This is a genomic window from Methanomicrobium antiquum (assembly GCF_029633915.1).
Lineage (GTDB): Archaea > Halobacteriota > Methanomicrobia > Methanomicrobiales > Methanomicrobiaceae > Methanomicrobium > Methanomicrobium antiquum.
On sequence record NZ_CP091092.1, the window covers coordinates 1,551,711 to 1,570,989 of the forward strand.

Here is a 19,279-nt window from a genome sequence, read left to right on the forward strand (position 1 = left end):
AATGGTATATCCGGGAAAAAATCATAAATCATACGAAACTCCCAAAAGACGTTTTGAGAAGACCCGTATTGAAGATGAGAACCGTCTCGTAATTGAGTTTGGTCTTAGAAACAAAAGGGAACTCTGGAAAGCCCAGAGTACACTCAGACGCTACCGCCGTGCAGCAAGAGATCTTCTCGCACTTAAGTCCTCATCAACAGATGCAGTTCTTATAGAGCGAAAAGAAGATGAGCTTTTAGGCCACCTTGCACGCTACGGTCTTCTTGGAGAAAATGCAAATATCGGAGATGTTCTTGCATTAAAGGCTGAAAACGAGTTGGAACGCCGTTTACAGACAATTGTCTACAGACGCGGTCTTGCCCGTTCACCAAAGCAGGCACGTCAGATGGTTACACACGGACACATATCTGTCGAGGGAAGAAAAGTAAACATCCCAGGATACCGTGTAAGAAAATCTGAAGAGTCCTCAATAGCCTATTACAGCACATCACCGATGAACGATAACGCTCATCCTGAGCGTAGCAGAATTCTGTCAGGAGGCAGAGCATAATGGCAGCAGACCCAAAAGAGAAATGGGGTGTCGCACACATATTTGCGTCATTCAACAACACTGTTATTACAGTTACTGATCTTTCCGGTGCAGAGACAGTCACAAAGTCAAGCGGCGGAATGGTTGTTAAACAGGCAAGAAACGAAAGCTCCCCATACGCTGCAATGCAGATGGCAATCAACATTGCACAGGCTGTAAAAGACAAAGGCTTTGTCGGACTTCACGTTAAAGTGCGTGCTCCCGGCAGAGGAAAACAGCGCAGTCCGGGTCCCGGAGCACAGGCGGCAATTCGTGCACTTGCCCGTGCAGGGATGAGGATTGGACGTATTGAAGATGTAACGCCCGTTCCACACGACAGCATTCGTGCCAAGGGTGGAAGAAGGGGCAGGAGAGTCTGATTAATGGATATTGCGTTCAGCAGACTTGAGGGCGAAGTCGCAAAGTTTGTTATTTCCGGAGCTAATCCGGCATTTGCAAATTCACTGCGCAGAACAATGATTGGTGAAGTGCCAAAACTTGCAATCGAAGATGTAATGATCTATGACAACAGCAGTGCACTCTTCGATGAAATGCTGGCACATCGTCTTGGTCTGATTCCGCTCAAAACAAACCTTTCAGAATACAAAAAAAAGTCCGAATGCTCCTGTGAAGGCAAGGGGTGTTCTGCATGTGAAGCAATATATACAATCAGTATTGAAGGGCCATGTGTTGTTAAAACCAGTGATTTACTGGCACAAAACCCTGAAGCATCACCAGTAAGCCCGAATATTCCTATTGTTAGTCTGGAAGCAGGGCAGAAAGTGGTTCTTGAAGCACATGCCGAGATAAACACCGGCCTGGAACATGCCAAATGGCAACCCACACTTGCCTGCGGATACAAATCATATCCTGTCATCAAAATCGATGAGAGATGTGATGCCTGCGGACATTGTGTTGATGAATGCCCAAGAGATGTCCTTAAACTGAATAAAAAATCAGTTGAAGTCATTGAAGGAAAACTTATCGACTGTTCCATGTGCAGACTTTGTGAAAAGGCCTGCATGGCAAGCGGGATTAAAAACTCTGCAATAAAAGTAGAGCCTGACACTACAAAGTTTATATTTGTAGTTGAAAGTGACGGTTCACTTCCTGTAAAAGAAATAATTCTAATCGGGCTTAACAATCTGAAAGGCAAATCCGACAGTCTGGTGGATGTACTAACCAATATTTCCGGAGCGATCTAAAAATGAAGAGAGCTGCAAAGACAAATCCGCGCTATACTGCCCTGGTTTCGATGTTAAAAGAGGCATCAAGGGTAAATGAATCAGGCGTCTGGCGTGAGATTGCAAAAAGGCTGGAAACACCAAGCAAAAACTTCGCTGAAGTTAACCTGAGTAAAATCAGCAGGTACGCCCGCGAAGGCGAAACCGTGATTGTGCCGGGCAAAGTGCTTGGAAGTGGCATACTTGAATCAGGAATAGCAATTGCCGCACTGAATTTCAGTGACTCTGCCGCATCCAAAATAAAAGATGCCAACGGGACCTGTATGACAATAGAAGACCTCGTAAAAAACAACCCTGAGGGTAAAAAAGTAAGGATTCTGAGGTGAAGATAATGGTTACAGTAATTGATGCAACAGATCTTCGTCTTGGAAGACTTGCAAGCATTGTTGCAAAACGCGCCCTTATGGGTGAAGAGATTGCAATCATAAATGCTGAAAATGCAGTTGTTTCAGGTGCAAAAGCACGCGTTCTTGGAGACTACGACAGAAAACGCAGGCGTGGTTCAAGAGAAGGCGGTCCGTTCTTCCCAAGAAGACCTGAACATATCATAAAACGCACAGTTCGCGGAATGCTTCCATACAAAAGGCAGCGTGGTGCAGAAGCGCTTAAACTTGTCAAAATTTATGTCGGCGTTCCTGTACAGTTTGCTGAAGCTGAAGTAGAAATTATCGAATCCGCTCATATAGACGGTCTTTCTACACCAAAATATGTAACAATTGGTGCAGTAAGCAAAAGCCTGGGAGCAAAGTTCTAAAGGGGTTTTTAGAAAATGTCTAAAGTTGTTAATACAAGTGGTAAAAGAAAGACAGCTATTGCCCGTGCAACCTTAAGGGAAGGAAAAGGTCGTGTACGTATCAACTCAGTTCCTCTTGAAATATATGGAACCGAGCTCTCACGTATGAAGATTTCAGAACCCCTTTTACTTGTTCCCGGCGTTCTTGACGAAATCGATGCAACAATCGATGTCTACGGCGGCGGATACATGGGCCAGGCAGAAGCAGTAAGAACAGCACTTTCACGCGGCATTGTAGAATGGCATAATGACCCGAAAATCAAAGACATATTCCTTGAATATGACAGGACACTTGTTGTCAATGATTCACGTCAGAAAGAAGCCAAAAAACCACACGGCCGTGGTGCAAGAAAGAAATTCCAAAAGTCTTATCGTTAAGACTTGCAAAAATATAAGGGAGAGATCAAAAAATGATACCAGTCCGGTGCTTCACCTGTGGAAAAGTAATCTCCACAGAATGGGAAGAGTTTAAGAAACGAAGAGATGCCGGAGAGAATCCGGGAATGATTCTCGATGATCTCGGACTTGAGCGCTATTGTTGCAGACGTATGCTGCTCACACATAAAGAGATCATTGATGATCTCAACCCTTATCAATAAATTTAGGAGGGGTCGTGGGGTAGCCTGGAATCCTATGGCGTTCGGGATGCTGTGACCTGAGTTCGAATCTCAGCGACCCCATTTTCCAAAAATTATTGTAAATTTATGAAAAAAATTGTGGAGTCATGATGGAATCATACACCCGCTATGAAAGAGCCAGAATTGTTGGAGCCCGCTCCCTTCAGATATCTATGGGAGCGCCCGTTTTGGTCAAAACAGACAAGATCGATCCTTTAGAGATCGCACTTGCAGAGTACCAAAAAGGTATCATACCTATTACTGTAAAAAGAAAGTAGAAATTATTGGAGCTGATGTATTGAACGCAAACGAAATAGAAATTGAACTTAAGGAATCACTAGTTCCTGTTGAGGATTACCTTGCAGCAGGTGTACACATTGGTACACAGCAGAAAAGCCAGGATATGAAAAAATTCATCTACCGCGTACGCGGAGACGGTCTTTATATTCTTGATATTCAGCAGACTGATGACCGTATCAAAACCGCTGCAGAATTCCTCTCTAAATTTGATCCTGCAAAGATACTTGTAGTCACCTCCCGTCAGTACGGTCAGTACCCTGCAAGGAAATTTGCAGATTCGATAGGTGGAATGTCAAAAGTAGGACGCTTCATTCCGGGAATGCTTACGAACCAGAGAATCTCTCAGTACGTTGAACCTGAAGTTGTTGTGGTAACTGATCCTATTGGAGATTCACAGGCAATCAATGAAGCAGTACAGTGCGGAATTCCTGTAGTTGCACTTTGTGATACAAACAACATCACACAGTATATCGATATTGTAATCCCGACAAACAACAAAGGAAGAAAAGCTCTTAGTATGATCTATTACCTCCTTACAAGGGAGATTTTAAAATCACGCGGAGTTACAACCTCACTTACTCCTGAAGATTTTGAGATAGACTTATAATCTTTTTTGAATTATATCATTTTTAATGGTATTACGAAGGGCTACTTTTGCCGGGATGTTTTATCCTGATAATCCTGCCCACTTAAAACAGATTCTTGACAAATTTTTTAAAACCGTATCTGAAAATTCAGAATCTGCAAATTTGGGCAAAACGTTTGGAATTGTATCTCCACATGCAGGTATTGCATATTCAGGTCTGTCTTCAGCTTTTGCATATTCAACAGTAGATTTGAACTTTTCAGGAACTTTTCTGGTAATAGGGCCAAGTCATTCAGGTTACCCTGACTCTTCAACAACACTTTCCTGGGAAACACCTTTGGGAGTTGTTGAAAATGACATCTCTTTTTCAAAAGCACTTTCAGAGTATATTCCAACAGATGATTTCGTTCATAATCAACGGGAAAACTCAATTGAAGTCCAGATGCCCTTTATAAAATACAGATTTCCAAACGCAAAAGCAACAGCGATTCTTATGGGTAATCAAAGCCTTAAAAATGCAAAAAGAGTGTCTGATGCAATATATAATACGGTTTCAGTTACAAAATCAGATGTAATAGTTGTTGCATCTTCCGACTTTTCGCATTATATTCCAAAAAGTCAGGCAGAAAAATATGATAAATATGCAATAGACGCATTAAAAGACCTCAATACGGATGAATTTTATCGCCGTATTCATGATGAGGGAATAAGCGCGTGCGGGTACGGTCCGATAACGGCAATGGTTGAATACTGCAGGAAGAAAGGAGCAAAAAAAGGAAGACTCCTTCATTATTCAACAAGCGGTGACATCACAAAAGACTTTTCGCAGGTGGTCGGTTATGCAGCAATATCAGTGGAGTAAGATATCAATATGGCTACCTGGAGTGCACCTGGCAAAGTGTTTTTGTTTGGCGAGCATGCCGTGGTATTTGGAAAACCAGGCATTGCGATGGCCATTAAACCCAGAGTATATGTAACTGTAAGAAGATCCAGAAACCCTGCACGAGTTAATTCACCTTACATCGAAGGGTGTTTTGAGGAAACCGGAGTTACCGGAAGTGTTTATATTCATTCACAGCTTCCAAGCTCATCCGGTCTTGGATCATCAGCGGCAGTCACGGTTGCGACACTTTCAGCAATAAATGATGAATTTGGTCTCGGCCTTGGACGTTCTGATATAGCATCAATTGCCTATAAAATAGAAAAAAAAGCACAGAGGGGACGTGCAAGCCCGACAGATACATTTGTATCAACATATGGAGGGCTTGTTTTGATAAAAGACGGGAAAAGAAGAAGGCTTCCACCTGAAAATTTCAATCTTGTCATTGGAAACACGCTTGTCTCTCACAAAACATCAGAACTTGTTGCAATGGTTGGCGAATTCAGGATGAGCAATCCGCTTGTGGTCGATCCAATTCTGGATGCAATAGAAGCTGTAACTCTTCGTTCAATGCACAATTTTCATGACTTAAAACTTCTTGGAAGATATATGGATGTAAATCATGCCCTCCTTGAAGCACTTGGTGTTGGACATCCTGCACTTTCGAAGCTTGTTTCAGCTTCACGTGCCGCGGGTGCATATGGTGCAAAGATGACAGGTGCGGGGGGAGGCGGATGTATGATAGCCCTCTGCCCAAAACGCTCAAAAAGCAAAGTTGCAGGTGCAATTGAAGCCGCAGACGGCAAGGCAATAATCACAACAATAGATACAGACGGCGCGAGAAAAGAGGACGAATATGGCAGAACTGATTATCTTAAAACTAGGCGGTAGCGTAATAACTGATAAATCCGGAGAATGCCGGGTTGATAAAGAGAGGATTTCCTCCCTTGCAAAAGAGATTGCATCCCGGAAAAACATAATTCCTATAATAATTCATGGAGCAGGATCATGCGGTCATCCTGAGGCCAAAGAACATCACCTTGATAAAGGGCTAGATACAACAAATAAAGCAGGTATATTTATCACTCATCATGCTGTCCGAAGACTCAATGATGCAGTGGTAAACGCGCTTCGTGCCAGTGGTGTGGAATCTGTAGGAATTCACCCGCTAGATGCATGTACTGCGAAAAACGGACGTCTAATATCATTTGAATGCGGACCCATAAAACTCCTGCTGAAACACGGCATTGTTCCTGTTATGCATGGGGATGTTGTGATGGATGAGGAGAAAGGTGTCTGCATTGTATCAGGAGATCAACTGGTAAGTTATCTGGCAGTAAATCTTCATGCAGAAAGAATAGGTCTTGCAACCGATGTGCCGGGTGTATTAAAGGATGGAAATGTAATTCCGGCAATAAACAAAAAGACCATTTCAAATCTTGAGATAAATGAATCAGGAAATACAGATGTTACCGGCGGAATGAGAGGAAAGATAAACGAACTCTTAATGCTTGCTGAAATGGGAATTGAATCAAATATATTTCATGTCTCAAGAACAGATGATTTCCTTGACGGGCGCGACCATGGCGGCACAATTGTCACCAAAAAAACCACTCTTTAAAGTAAGCAGAAAATGACCCTGACAGAAGATATTTTCTGTCATCTTTTCTTCTGAAAATAAAAAGAGGTTAAATTAAACAAAATATTCGGACTTTGATGAAATCATGAGTCATATCAGCAAATATTACTCATATGAATGCAACGCAGGCTGAAATGATGAAATAACTCATTAAAGATGCAAAAGATTTCCTTTCAAAGACGGGTTAAAAAAAATTAACCAATAAATTTGTCAATAGTCTGACTGAAGATAAAAAAAAGGGGTTGGAACAGATAAAAAAATCAGAATTTACTTCTTCACGCAAAAGAGAGCATCTTGAGATTTGCTGTGAGAATGATATAGAAACCGGTTTTGCCGGATTTGATGATATAAGACTTGTACACAACGCACTTCCGGAATGTAAACTTGAATCAATTGACATGTCTGTCAGATTCTTAGGACACAATCTGTCTTCTCCCGTCTTCATAGCCGCAATGACAGGAGGTCATCCTGATACCTTGCAGGTGAACAAAAATTTGGCACTGGCCGCAGAGCACTTCAATATCGGAATGGGTGTTGGATCACAGCGGGCGGCACTTGAAAATCCACAACTTTCGGACAGTTTTACAGCTGTTCGTGAGGCGGCACCAAAAGCATTTTTGTGCGGCAATTTAGGTGCAATTCAGCTTGTAGAAAAAGGGCCGGAATGGGCAGACAAAGCAGTGGAAATGATTGACGCCCAGGCACTATGTATTCATTTAAATCCTTTACAGGAAGCAATACAGCCTGAAGGCGATCATGATTCAAATGGCTGTCTGAAAGCTATTGATGAACTTAGCAGGACCTCAAAATATCCTGTTATTGTAAAAGAGACCGGATGCGGAATCTCACGTGAAACTGCACAAAAATTATGGAGTGCAGGTGTAAGTGCAATTGATACAGGCGGACTTGGAGGAACATCCTGGGCCGCTGTTGAAACACTACGTGCAGAAGATAAAAATCTTATTAATCTGGGCAGGAATTTTTCAGACTGGGGAATTCCAACAGCAGTATCTTTAATAGAGATTGCCGGCTTTGAAAAGCCTGTTATCGCAACCGGTGGAATAAGAAGTGGAACAGATATAGCAAAAGCAGTGGCTCTTGGTGCAAATCTTTGTGGTATGGCTCTTCCGCTTTTAAAACCGGCAATGGAAAACTCCGACTCTCTGAATAAAGCAATAGATAATATTCATAGAGAACTTGCAGTATCCATGTATTTAACCGGTTCAAAAAATATCACCAGTCTTTCAAAGTCAAGGACGTATATTACAGGAATAACCCGGCAAATGGCCGGTTTTTAAAAAAAACAGGAGAATATAAAATATGGATGTAGAGATAATTGCTGTAGGCGGTTATAACGAAGTCGGCAGAAATATGACTGCTGTCCGCTATGGCAAGGAAATTGTAATATTTGATATGGGTCTCAGGCTTGACCAGATAATGATCCATGAAGATGCCGAAGTAGAGAATATGCATTCTCTTGATCTTATCGAGATGAAGGCAATCCCTGATGATACAATAATGAACACTGTCGAAGGCAGTGTCAAGGCGATTGTATGTACACACGGACATCTGGATCACATTGGTGCAATACCAAAGCTTGCCCACAGATACAATGCACCAATTATTGGAACACCTTATACAGCAAAGTTAATTGAACAGCAGATTGAAGGTGAGAAAAAATTTGGAGTTTCCAATAAGGTTTTTGCCCTAAATGCAGGCTCAAAATACAGATATGAAATATCAAAGGACTTAAGTCTTGAATTTGTAAACGTTCAGCACTCAATCATAGATACTGCAATGGCAGTTCTTCACACTCCGGCAGGAATCATTGTTTATGCAAACGATTTTAAGCTTGACAGAACACCTGTTCTTGGAAACCCTCCGGATTTTGCACGTATGCGTGAACTTGGACGTGAAGGTGTTTTAGCACTTATCATTGAGAGTACAAACGTCAGGCTTCCGGGAAGATGTCCAAGTGAAAGAATTGCACAAAAACTTGTCCGCGATGCAATGACAAGTTATGAAGATGATAAAAGTGCAATAATAGTAAGCACGTTTTCATCACATATTGCACGAGTTAAGACAATTGCCGAATGTGCACACGAGATTGGAAGAAAGCCTGTACTTCTTGGAAGATCGATGGAGAAGTATTCTTCAACAGCAGAACAGCTAAAACAGGTCAGTTTCCCAGAGACATTGTCAATGTTTGGAAACCGAAAGACTGTAGACAGGACAATCCGCCGTATCATGAAAGAAGGAAAGGATAAATATGTCCCTATTGTAACCGGACATCAGGGAGAACCAGGTGCTATTCTGACACGACTTGCGGCAGGAAACACTCCATATCGCCTTGACAAGGGTGACAAAGTGATGTACAGTGCAAACATTATTCCAAATCCAATGAACTTCGGGCAGAGGTATCATCAGGAAACACTTCTCAGGATGAAGGGTGCACGCATATTTGAAGGTCTTCATGTAAGTGGTCATGCCCAAAGAGAAGATCACTACGAGATACTAAATCTGTTAAATCCACAGCATATCATTCCCTCACACGGAGATGTTGATATGACAGGTGAATACATGAAGCTTGCAGTAGAATGTGGATATACTCTTGGAAATGATGTACATATCCTAAGAAACGGAATGAGACTTTGCGTAACAAAATAACATCATAAATTATTGCAAATAAAATGAAGGGATAATTAATGAAACTTGAAGAATATCTTGAAAAAACAGCAGAGGATGTTGATCTTGAGCTTGACAGGCTCTTTGGTGCGGCTCCCGGAGAACTAAGTAAGGCAAGTGCCCATCTGCTCATTGCCGGGGGAAAAAGGTTACGACCAGCTGTTACAATTCTTGCGGCAGATCTTGTTAATAAAGGCTGTTCACGTGAGATTTTCCCTGCGGCTCTCGCACTTGAGGTTACACACACTTTTACCCTTGTTCATGATGATATCATGGACGATGACTCAAACCGCCGCGGCGTCCCGACAGTTCACTGTAAATGGGATACACCTACCGCAATTCTTGCAGGTGATGTATTGTATGCAGAGGCGTTTGAGCTTATTACACGATCTATTGCAGATAATCTTGCAAAAGTACTTAGTGTGGAAATTCTGGCAAGAACCTGTGTTGAAATCTGCCAGGGACAGCATGAGGATATGTCTTTTGAGAAGAGGAATGATGTCTTAGACTACGAATACATCGACATGGTAGGAAAAAAGACAGGAAAACTCTATGCAGCCGCGGCCGCAATTGGTGGAACACTTGCAGGCGGAAATGTGAAGCAAACTCAGGCGCTTCATGACTGGGGATATTTCAGTGGAATTGCATTCCAGATTCAGGATGATTTAATTGACCTTATAACACCCTCCGAGAAGAGCGGAAAAGATCAGGCATCTGATCTCTCAGAAGGCAAGCAGACTCTTGTTGCAATTAAGGCAAGAGAAGCAGGTGTTGATTTGTCAAAGTTCAGAAAACAAAATCTCTCATCAGAAGAAATAAAAGAAGCAATTGATATGCTCGAAAAGGCCGGCATAATTGATGAAGTCAGAAAAACAGCAGAGGATTATGTAAACCGTGCAAAAGAGATGCTTTCGATATTCCCTGACTGCGATGAGAAACGACTTCTCACAGAAATCACAGATTATTTTATTACCAGAGGCTTTTAAAAGATGTCTGTTAATCCAAAAGAATTTTTTTGATTCATGCCCTTCATAATGCTGTAACACATAACAGCGTTCCAAAGGCAGGCACTGTTCTTGGGATGCTCATGGGAAAGCATCCTGAGTTTCGGCCACAGGCCAAAGAGATGTCTGCAATTCTAAATGAAGTCTTAATAGAAGTTGAAGCACTATCGCCGGAGGAGAGGGCAGAAAAGCTCTTCGAACTTGCACCTGAAATGCTTTCTGAAAAGAAAGAAAAAAAGGAGAAGATAAGAGGACTTCGTGCACTTAAAAACGTTGATGAGAAGGGCGTTGTAATGCGTTTTGCACCAAACCCAAGCGGCCCGCTTCATCTCGGGCATGCACGTGCGGCTTATCTGAATGACTATTACATAAGGCAGTATGGCGGACGATATGTCTTAAGAATTGAGGATACCGACCCAAGACGTGTTGAACCGGAAAATTATGAACTTCTGCTGGATGACATCAAATGGCTTGGAATAAACATAACAGAGACTGTATATCAAAGCGATAGATTTGATATCTATTATGAATATGGCAGAAAACTTATAGAAATCGGGGGAGCTTATATCTGCACCTGCGATTCTGAAGTTTTCAGGGATCTAAAAAACAGCAAAAAAACATGTCCGTGCCGTGACCAGAGTGTTGAAGAAAACTTACAGCTTTGGGAGAAAATGCTCAACGGAGATTTTCCTGAAGGAACAGTCACAGTGCGTGTGAAAACCGAAATAGATCATCCCGACCCTGCTATGCGTGATTTTTCAATATTTCGGGTTGTTGACCATCCGCATCCTAAAATTGATGCCAAAGTCTATCCTATGATGAATCTTTCAGTTGTAATTGACGATCATCTTTTAGGAATCACCCATGTAATACGCGGAAAAGACCATATTGCAAATACAAGACGCCAGAGGTATATCTATGATTACTTCGGATGGAATCCGCCTGAGTATCATCATTACGGCAGAATGTCTATCGGAGATGTTGTTTTATCGACAACTGCCATAAAAGAGGGCATAAAGTCCGGGGCATATACCGGATGGGATGATATTCATCTTGGGACATTAAAGGCAATTGCAAGAAGAGGAATACTGCCTGAGGCTGTCAGAAACTCAATGATTGACATTGGTGTCGGACAGACTGACATTAAATTTTCGTGGGAAAACCTGTTTGCCGAGAATAAAGCTATTGTCGATCCTGTGTCAAACCGTTATTTCTTTGTTGAGAATCCTGTAAAATGCAGGGTTGCCGGCGCCCCTGATATGACTGCAAAAGCGCTTTTAAATCCGAACGACGAATCAAAAGGCGCAAGAGAACTTGTATTTAAACAGGAACTTTTTGTCTCGGAAAGTGATCTTAAAGGATGCTCCATGGTAAGATTTAAGGATTTATTCAACGCTGAAGTATCCTATGACGGCAGTGAATATTCACTGAAATATGCAGGAGGTCTTTTGGAGGATGCAAGAAAGAATAAAGCACCGATTATCCAGTGGCTTCCGGCAAAAGATAATTTAAGATGCACCCTTCTCTCGCCGGAGGGCAACTGTGAGGGGCTCTGTGAAAGGGGAGTTCTCCTTGAAGAGAACAACGTCGTTCAGTTTGAAAGAGTCGGCTTTGCAAGAATTGACTCGGTTAAAGGCGAAAATGTGACAGCTTATTTTGCCCATCACTAAATTTTAAAAAAGACTTTTTTAATATTCATTTTTTTGGGATTTAATCTAATAAATCAAAACCCTCATTACAACACAAAGCTAAAATATCAGGCACTATGCCAAATCTTAATGTCGCTATGCTTGGCGCTCCTGAATATTCAAAAAATGTCGGAAAGAAGGGAACTACCTCAGATATTGTCTTTTATAATCTTAAAAAAGGTGAGGACACTGTAACTATAATAGAGCCTTTGAGGTATCCGGAACGTCTTCCGCCTCTTTTTTACACCGCATCAATGTCTGACTGTGCAGTTTTGATTGTCGATGCAATAACTCCTGAATTTGGAGAAACTGTTGTAATGTTAGACTGCGCCGGTGTAAAAGACGGATATATTATTCTTAGAAATTATATTGATAAATCACAGATTGCTCCTCTTATTCAAGGAACTGTTCTTGAAAACTACTCTTACATGGAAGACGACCCAAATCTTCTTCGTGAGACATTAATTGAAGACGCCGCCAAAAAACCTCGTGAATTAACAGATATTGCAGGTGTAGTCTCAGTAGATCACCATTTCAATGTGAAGGGAATAGGAACTGTTGTTTTGGGAGGCGTTGAATTTGGCTCGATAAAAACGCATGACACACTTAAAGTTCTTCCAACCGATAAGACAGCACAGGTTCGCTCCATCCAAAGGCATGATACAGACTGCCCTGATGCAACAAAAGGTGACAGAGTAGGACTTGCACTTAAAAATATAACATCAGAAGAGCTTGACAGAGGCTATGTCCTGACCGCAAGCAAGGATGTGTGGACTGCAGATAAATTCACCTGCCGCTTAAATATTGTGAAATACTGGCAAACTCCTGTTACAGAAGGAATGACTATTCATCTTGGCCACTGGATGCAATATATCTCAGGGAAAATAGAGTCTGTCAGCGGCGATCCAAAAAACCCTGATATTGTTATTGCCCTTGAAAAAGAGATGGTCTATCTTTTGAATGACAATGCATTGCTCTTTCACTTAGATGCCGGAAAATTACGTGTTGTTGGAACAGTTTCGTTAAACTAAATCTTTTATATTTCATTTCTTTTTCACTTGTTTTTAACATAATCTTTACTTGTTTTTCATTTGTTTTTCAAAAAGAGTAGATTATGACTTCGGTTTTTTTCGAAGTCAAAGATAGAATTAATATAATAAACATCCATTTTATCCATATGTCAATCAGATTCAGATATTTAATGGCTGTTTTTGTTGTGCTACTGGCAATTTCATCATTTGCCGGCATTACAGCCGCGGCAGAAGAAGATGAAAAACTTATTCATGTATCAGGAACCGGCAAAGTGACTACAAGTCCTGACGTAGCTGAAATCTCACTTGCAGTGCAGACTGAAGATCAAGACGGCCTTTTTGCCCAGCAGGAGAATGCACGCAGGATGAGCGAATGCATCTCAGCTTTAAAGACACTTGGTCTTACAGATGAAGATATAAAAACAACAGGCTACAGCATGTACTCCTACAAGACAGATTCAGACTCACCATTTGGAGGGGAAAAAACAGTTTATCGTGTTACAAACACACTTCTTGTGAAAACCACAAAGACCGATATGGCAGGGGAAATAATTGACAAAGCTATTGCAAACGGTGCAAACAGTGTGAACTATGTTTCATTTACTCTTTCAGATGAAAAAAGCCAGTCACTAAGATCAGAAGCACTTACAAAGGCTGTAACACAGGCACGCCTTGATGCCGACTCTGTTTCAGCCGCTCTTGGAGTGTCAATACTTGGTGTTCAAAGCGTCAATGTAGGTTCAAGCTACACACCTTACACATACGCAGAATCAAACTATAAGAGCATGTCAATGGATTCAGCGGCAGGCACATATCCAACACCGATTCAGGCTGACACTGTTGATGTTACAGCTTCGGTTTCGATATCATACATCATCAGATAAGTTGAATCAAAAAAGTCAGTTTCGGGATTAAGAATCTTTATTTCAAAACCAGAAATCTCTATTTTTAACCCTTATTACTTTGTTATAAAAGACTTTACAACAATTATTTCATTATGAAATTTTTAATAATCAAATTTTCCCTTAATGATAAAGGTTTTAAAAAATTTATTTTTTCATAATCGTTTTAAAAAAACGGATTATTCTGCAAATATGCACAGAGTAAACAGATTCTTAAATTTAGCTTTCAAATTTAACTTTTCTTTTTTCATAGAAATGTTTCATAAAATTTTTCAAATTTTAATTTAATGCTTCACTGAGGTTTTCAAATGAATCTTTAAAAAAAGTTATTTGCCTTTTAAAGCAACTAATAAAAAGACGGTTTTGGTTTATGTCTGAAAATATAGTAAATTCAAAGAAAAATGCCGGCAATTATGCGGCAGATCTTGTAATAGACGGCAACATTGTTGGGCTTGGCACAGGCTCGACAGTTCTTTACACAATGGAGCGTTTGTCATACAGAATAAAAGAGGAGGGACTGATGATAAAAGGTGTCCCTACATCATATCAGACCGCAGTCCGTGCAAGAAATCTTGGCATTCCTCTTACGACACTTGACGACTTCCCAAAAATTGATATTGCAATTGATGGTGCCGATGAGGTCGACTCTGATTTTAACCTTATAAAAGGAAGAGGTGCCGCTCAGACACGTGAGAGATGTGTTGCCGCCGCCGCAAAACAGTTTATAGTTGTTGTTGATGAAAGCAAACTTACAAAAAAGCTGTCTGCAGTTGTTCCTGTGGAAGTTATTCCATTCGCACTTGCAGTATTGTGTGATAAAGTAAAAAGTCTTGGAGGAAACGCAATTGTGCGGGAAGGCGTTAAAAAAGACGGACCTGTAATTACCGACAATGGACAAATAGAAGTGGACTGCGATTTTGGAGAGATAGATAATCCCGAAAGTCTGGAAACTGAACTGAATAATATACCAGGTGTTTTGTCCTGCGGAATATTTACGGAATTTAAGGAAAAAACAGTTGTGATTGCAGGAAATGCAACCGGTATTGAAATTCTATGAAACCAGAATTTCTCTTATTTTCTGAATCAGCTTAAGCTGTGTTTCAATTTCTTCTTTTTTATCGGACTCTATTGTATCAATAATGTCCTTTGCCGGTTTTGAGAGGCAGTAAATCTTCACAGGCCTGCCCTTGCTTTCAGCCTTGCTCTCACGGTTCTCGATCCATTCTTTTTCATTTAAAGTCCGCATGGCAATGCTAACTTCAGGCTGGCGGAGATCTGTTCCGCGTTCAATGTCGCGTGATGTTGCTTCGTTTGTATTTGCAAGATATACCAAAACCTTGGCTACATTACGTTTTAGTCCAACATCGGTGAGAAGAGTTGCTAATTCTTCCTCCTTCTCTGTAAAAGTAAGCACTTTTTCAAGTTTCATTTTCTCACCAGAAATTACTCTTAATATTCTGTTTAACAGATATAAATAGATATTTATCAAACTCAACACATATTAGTGGTTGTTGAAAAATATTTTATGAAAGTAGTATTAAAAGAAAAAATATTTTTTTTTGCCGATCCTTACTGCTGAATCAATCCCAGATTAGATAAGTCTGAAATTATTTTTATTACCGCCTTTCTGGCATCTTCCGGAAGTTTACCTCCTGTAATTATCAGTTTGCCTGATCCAAACAAAAGAACAACAACTTTGGGCTCTTCAAGACGATAAACAAGTCCCGGAAACTGCTCAGGTTCGTATTCAATTCTGTCAAGGTTAAAGCCGACAGCAATTTTATTAAGATTTATAGGAGTTCCAAGATCTGCTGATGTTACAATATTCTGAACTTTGTATTCCAGATCTTTTGGAATATCTATCTTCAATTCACGCAGTTTATTGCCCAGGATTTCAAGACCTTTTGAAAGGCTGTCAATGCTCTTTGCACCTGTCAGAACAACTTTTCCTGAACCAAAAACAAGCGCCGCAATCTTTGGATCCTGCATCCTTAAAACGACACCCGGAAATCTCTTTTTGTTATATTCGGCGTCTTTTATTTTTTCATTTATCATCTGCAGATCCAGCGTTTCGGCAACTTTTGCTGAAGCGACAATGTTCTCGATTTTTAATGACTCTTCAGGATTGACCTTCATATTTATAAAGTGATTTATATGGTATATAAATCGTTGGGTGATTTTTGTCCCATTTGAATACTCTTGCCAATCAATCAGAGATGAAATTTTATTTCATCCCATTTATCATTTTTAATGATTAACAATTACAAAATTTTATCTATAAATTAGTTCAATAAACTGTAAGCAAAATTTGAACGAATTTTAATTCGACATTTGTTGAAATAGTAATTTGGACATGAAAATTCTCTAAAGAAAAGTTTCATAAACTGCATCATGAAACTGTTGCATGAAATGATAATTTCATGAACATTTTCAATAGAAAATTGATTATGAGAACAGCTTTGGAGAAAAAATGTGAATTAACTAAAAAGTTAGTGAGGTAAAATATGGCAAAATGGATGTTAAGTGAGGCTGAAGGTTACGACTTCCTTAAAAAATATGATGTGCCGGTTCCTGAATACAGAATTGCAACATCAGCAGAAGATGCGGCAAAAAAAGCCACAGAGGTTGGATTTCCGGTTGTAATGAAGATTGTTTCCCCCCAGATTCTTCACAAAAGTGATGCCGGCGGTGTTATTGTCGGTGTAAAAGATGAAAAGGAAGCAAAAGAAGCATACGAGCAGATTATTTCAAGCATAAATAAGCACAAGCCCGATGCAGATATTGAAGGTATTATTATAGAAGAGATGGCAAAGCCAGGTGTTGAGTTAATTATCGGAGGAAATACAGACACTGCTTTTGGAAAGACAATAACCTTCGGTATTGGCGGAACACTTGTCGAATTTGTAAAAGATGTTTCACTTAGAATTCTGCCGCTTACCGAAGCAGAAATCAGGCAGATGGTCAGGGAAATCAATTCATATAAATTAATATCCGGATATAGAGGCTCTGCGCCTAAAGATGAAGAAACACTTGTAAAAACAATAATTAATGTCTGCCGAGCGTTTGAGGAGAACGAAGAGCTAAAGGAGTTTGACATAAACCCGCTAAGGCTCTATGAAAAAGGTGCATGTGCCGTTGATACAGCCTTTATCTTCAGCGATGAACAGTCAACCAAAAAGGTTTCAGACAAACCTGTTGATGTAAGTATTTTTGAGCCGCAATCAATCGCCGTTATTGGTGCATCAGAAACTCCGGGTAAAATGGGATATGCTGTCATGCACAAGCTTTCGACATTTCCGGGAAAACTCTATCCTGTAAATCCAAAACGCGATGTAATTATGTGCTTTAAGACATATCCAAGCCTTCACGATATTGCCGACAATGTAGATATGGCAGTAATTACAGTCCCTTCCGCCCTTGTTCCTGAAGTGATGGAAGACTGTGGTAAAAAAGGAGTTAAAATTGCGGTAATAATCACTGCCGGATTTAAGGAAATGAATGAAGAAGGCAGAAAATTAGAGGAGCAGACAGTTGCAATCGCTAAAAAATACGGCACAAGAATTGTCGGTCCAAACTGTCTTGGTTTAATCAGCCCGCACAAGGGATATGATACAACATACGTTCAGAGATCTCCTGCTCCCGGAAACATTGCATTCCTTTCACAAAGTGGTGCTATTGTAAACGCTGTTGTTGACTGGAGTTTAACACACAATGTCGGATTTTCTTCTGTAGTTTCTGTTGGAAACCAGTCTGATCTCAACTTCTTCGACTACCTTCACTGGGCTGAGTCTGATCCAAACACAGAGGCGATTATTATGTACATTGAGGAAATAAACAATGGAAAGGGATTCCTTGATGTAGTATCAAGAATTGCAAGGACAAAACCGGTTGTTGCAATAAAGTCAGGTTCTTCTGAACGCGGTCGTGCCGCAGCAGCGTCACACACAGGTTCTCTTGCAGGAAGCTATGAAGTGTATATGGAGGCTTTCAGAGAGGCTGGAGTTTTAAGTGTCACAAATCTTGAGGATGCTTTCCTTGCCGCAGAATTCTTATCACACAACAAGCACTATCCAAAAGGAAAACGTGCAGTTATTGTCACCAACGCAGGCGGTTTCGCAGTTCTTTCAAATGATTATGCAGAACGTTATGGAATTGAGATTGTTGATCTTCCAAAGAACGTAATTGATGAGATGGATAAATTTCTGCCACCGTTTTGGAATCGTGGAAACCCGATTGATCTCTTAGGAGATGCAGACGGAGCACGGTTTGCAAAGACATTTAGTGTTCTTGCAAAGCACGATGACCTTTGGGATATCTGCATGGTAATAGGATTCCCAAACCTTGTGTTAACATCAGAACGTTTTGCAAAGCAGATTATGATGCTCTCAGAGTCCACTGAAAAGAGAATTGTATCTGTGTTAATCGGCGGTTCAGAGATGAACGGAGGACGTGAAATATTAAGGGAGAACAAAGTTCCGCCGTTTGAAGAGCTTGAGACTGCATTCAGGGTTGTTGGAAGGACACTCCAGAGCAAATACCGTGTCAAAGGACAGGGTCTGTTCTGAAGATATAATAATTAATTTTTAAAAAACTGAATTTAAAATATCATATTTCAAACACATTTTAAAAAATAAGTCTCAATAATATTTATTTTACGCAAAAATTGTCATTTTGAGCAGATTTTAGTTTTAGTTAATAAAAAAAGTTCATAAAACTAATTTTCTTACACGTCATCATAAAATTAAGATTCTAGATAAATTTGAAATCAAATTAAAACTTTAAAAAAATTTTAAAAAAAAATTTAAAAAATCAGATTTTATTTTCAAGGGACAATTTAGTCGTATTCACGCCAGGTGTGCCTGCACTTTGTACAACGGAAAAAGCGCACTTCACTTTCATCAGCTGAACGAAGCTGTCTTAACCACCATTCAGCAGTATTATTGCCGCACTCAGGACATTTTATTTTTGTTGTCGGAAGTGTTGCAATATTTTGATCTTCTTCAACAATTGTTATCTCCTTCTCAACCCTCTGCCTTGTTTTCAAAAGCTGGGTTTTATCGGATATGTCTTTTTCATAACCGCATTTTGGACATCTGAGTTTTCCTTCGTATGACTTAAGCATGCTTTTGCATTCTGGACAGAACATCATCGGCTATATTATTTGTTGCTATTTGATTAATTGTTATGGATTATCATATTTAAAAAAAAAATCAATCTTCGCCTTTTAATATCCGAATTTCAAAAAATTTGCCGGATTTTAGAAAAACCCGGATATCTCAGCAAAATTCTTTCATTGATTTATAGTATAATCTAAAATTATTCTCTCTAAGAATCTATTTTCA

General features: G+C 40.2%; 23 protein-coding genes and 1 tRNA gene. 21 read left to right on the forward strand and 3 right to left on the reverse strand.

The window, feature by feature from the left end:
- Window position 1 precedes the first annotated feature (1 nt).
- From L1994_RS07710 to rpiA, 20 genes are all read left to right on the forward strand, one after another.
- Window positions 2–550, forward strand: a complete 549-nt coding sequence (locus L1994_RS07710; RefSeq protein WP_278098870.1) for a 30S ribosomal protein S4 — start codon at window positions 2–4, stop codon at window positions 548–550.
- The gene (locus tag L1994_RS07715; RefSeq protein ID WP_278098871.1) at window positions 550–948 is read left to right on the forward strand and encodes a 30S ribosomal protein S11; all 399 of its coding nucleotides are present in this window, start codon (window positions 550–552) and stop codon (window positions 946–948) included. Before L1994_RS07710 ends, L1994_RS07715 begins: the two co-directional genes overlap by 1 nt.
- 3 nt (window positions 949–951) lie before the next feature.
- Entirely contained in the window at window positions 952–1,773 is an 822-nt protein-coding gene (locus L1994_RS07720) for a DNA-directed RNA polymerase subunit D (protein ID WP_278098872.1), read from the forward strand.
- Between the two features lie 2 nt (window positions 1,774–1,775).
- Window positions 1,776–2,138: a 50S ribosomal protein L18e gene (locus L1994_RS07725; protein ID WP_278098873.1), complete on the forward strand. Its 363-nt coding sequence runs from the start codon at window positions 1,776–1,778 to the stop codon at window positions 2,136–2,138.
- Between the two features lie 5 nt (window positions 2,139–2,143).
- Window positions 2,144–2,566: a 50S ribosomal protein L13 gene (locus tag L1994_RS07730; RefSeq protein ID WP_278098874.1), complete on the forward strand. Its 423-nt coding sequence runs from the start codon at window positions 2,144–2,146 to the stop codon at window positions 2,564–2,566.
- Between the two features lie 15 nt (window positions 2,567–2,581).
- Entirely contained in the window at window positions 2,582–2,983 is a 402-nt protein-coding gene (locus L1994_RS07735; protein ID WP_278098875.1) for a 30S ribosomal protein S9, read from the forward strand.
- Window positions 2,984–3,015: 32 nt separating this feature from the next.
- Complete coding sequence (locus tag L1994_RS07740) at window positions 3,016–3,204, forward strand: DNA-directed RNA polymerase subunit N (protein ID WP_278098876.1); 189 nt, start codon at window positions 3,016–3,018, stop codon at window positions 3,202–3,204.
- Between the two features lie 8 nt (window positions 3,205–3,212).
- Window positions 3,213–3,285 (forward strand) — tRNA-Pro (locus L1994_RS07745).
- A gap of 47 nt (window positions 3,286–3,332) precedes the next feature.
- Complete coding sequence (locus tag L1994_RS07750; RefSeq protein ID WP_278100828.1) at window positions 3,333–3,500, forward strand: DNA-directed RNA polymerase subunit K; 168 nt, start codon at window positions 3,333–3,335, stop codon at window positions 3,498–3,500.
- Between the two features lie 20 nt (window positions 3,501–3,520).
- Window positions 3,521–4,129, forward strand: a complete 609-nt coding sequence (rpsB, locus tag L1994_RS07755; RefSeq protein WP_278098877.1) for a 30S ribosomal protein S2 — start codon at window positions 3,521–3,523, stop codon at window positions 4,127–4,129.
- Between the two features lie 25 nt (window positions 4,130–4,154).
- Window positions 4,155–4,970, forward strand: a complete 816-nt coding sequence (gene amrB, locus L1994_RS07760) for an AmmeMemoRadiSam system protein B (protein ID WP_278098878.1) — start codon at window positions 4,155–4,157, stop codon at window positions 4,968–4,970.
- Window positions 4,971–4,979: 9 nt separating this feature from the next.
- Window positions 4,980–5,879, forward strand: a complete 900-nt coding sequence (gene mvk, locus L1994_RS07765) for a mevalonate kinase (RefSeq protein WP_278098879.1) — start codon at window positions 4,980–4,982, stop codon at window positions 5,877–5,879.
- The gene (locus L1994_RS07770; protein ID WP_278098880.1) at window positions 5,845–6,609 is read left to right on the forward strand and encodes an isopentenyl phosphate kinase; all 765 of its coding nucleotides are present in this window, start codon (window positions 5,845–5,847) and stop codon (window positions 6,607–6,609) included. The genes mvk and L1994_RS07770 overlap by 35 nt, the downstream gene beginning before the upstream one ends.
- 269 nt (window positions 6,610–6,878) lie before the next feature.
- Entirely contained in the window at window positions 6,879–7,925 is a 1,047-nt protein-coding gene (gene fni, locus L1994_RS07775; RefSeq protein ID WP_278100829.1) for a type 2 isopentenyl-diphosphate Delta-isomerase, read from the forward strand.
- A 22-nt stretch (window positions 7,926–7,947) separates the two neighbouring features.
- Window positions 7,948–9,294, forward strand: coding sequence for an RNase J family beta-CASP ribonuclease (locus L1994_RS07780; protein ID WP_278098881.1), 1,347 nt, complete (start codon window positions 7,948–7,950; stop codon window positions 9,292–9,294).
- A 38-nt stretch (window positions 9,295–9,332) separates the two neighbouring features.
- On the forward strand, window positions 9,333–10,298 hold the full coding sequence (locus L1994_RS07785; protein ID WP_278098882.1) for a polyprenyl synthetase family protein: 966 nt from the start codon (window positions 9,333–9,335) through the stop codon (window positions 10,296–10,298).
- Window positions 10,299–10,327: 29 nt separating this feature from the next.
- Window positions 10,328–11,986, forward strand: a complete 1,659-nt coding sequence (locus L1994_RS07790) for a glutamate--tRNA ligase (RefSeq protein ID WP_278098883.1) — start codon at window positions 10,328–10,330, stop codon at window positions 11,984–11,986.
- Between the two features lie 95 nt (window positions 11,987–12,081).
- Window positions 12,082–13,035, forward strand: a complete 954-nt coding sequence (locus L1994_RS07795; RefSeq protein WP_278098884.1) for an EF-Tu/IF-2/RF-3 family GTPase — start codon at window positions 12,082–12,084, stop codon at window positions 13,033–13,035.
- Window positions 13,036–13,205: 170 nt separating this feature from the next.
- A complete protein-coding gene (locus L1994_RS07800) occupies window positions 13,206–13,919 on the forward strand; it encodes an SIMPL domain-containing protein (protein WP_278098885.1) in 714 nt (237 codons plus the stop codon).
- A gap of 388 nt (window positions 13,920–14,307) precedes the next feature.
- Window positions 14,308–14,994, forward strand: a complete 687-nt coding sequence (gene rpiA, locus L1994_RS07805; RefSeq protein ID WP_278098886.1) for a ribose-5-phosphate isomerase RpiA — start codon at window positions 14,308–14,310, stop codon at window positions 14,992–14,994.
- Here rpiA and L1994_RS07810 read toward each other — a convergent pair.
- Window positions 14,989–15,366 carry an MreA family transcriptional regulator gene (locus L1994_RS07810; RefSeq protein WP_278098887.1) on the reverse strand — a complete coding sequence of 126 codons (378 nt, stop codon included), beginning with the start codon at window positions 15,364–15,366 and terminating at the stop codon, window positions 14,989–14,991. The genes rpiA and L1994_RS07810 overlap by 6 nt on opposite strands.
- Before the next feature lie 140 nt (window positions 15,367–15,506).
- Window positions 15,507–16,073, reverse strand: a complete 567-nt coding sequence (locus L1994_RS07815; protein WP_278098888.1) for a TATA-box-binding protein — start codon at window positions 16,071–16,073, stop codon at window positions 15,507–15,509.
- A 368-nt stretch (window positions 16,074–16,441) separates the two neighbouring features.
- Between L1994_RS07815 and L1994_RS07820 the strand changes: the two genes are divergently transcribed.
- On the forward strand, window positions 16,442–18,502 hold the full coding sequence (locus L1994_RS07820; protein ID WP_278098889.1) for an acetate--CoA ligase family protein: 2,061 nt from the start codon (window positions 16,442–16,444) through the stop codon (window positions 18,500–18,502).
- Between the two features lie 269 nt (window positions 18,503–18,771).
- On the opposite strand, the gene L1994_RS07825 is transcribed toward L1994_RS07820, so the two are convergent.
- The gene (locus L1994_RS07825; protein ID WP_278098890.1) at window positions 18,772–19,086 is read right to left on the reverse strand and encodes a transcription factor S; all 315 of its coding nucleotides are present in this window, start codon (window positions 19,084–19,086) and stop codon (window positions 18,772–18,774) included.
- Between the last annotated feature and the right edge of the window lie 193 nt (window positions 19,087–19,279).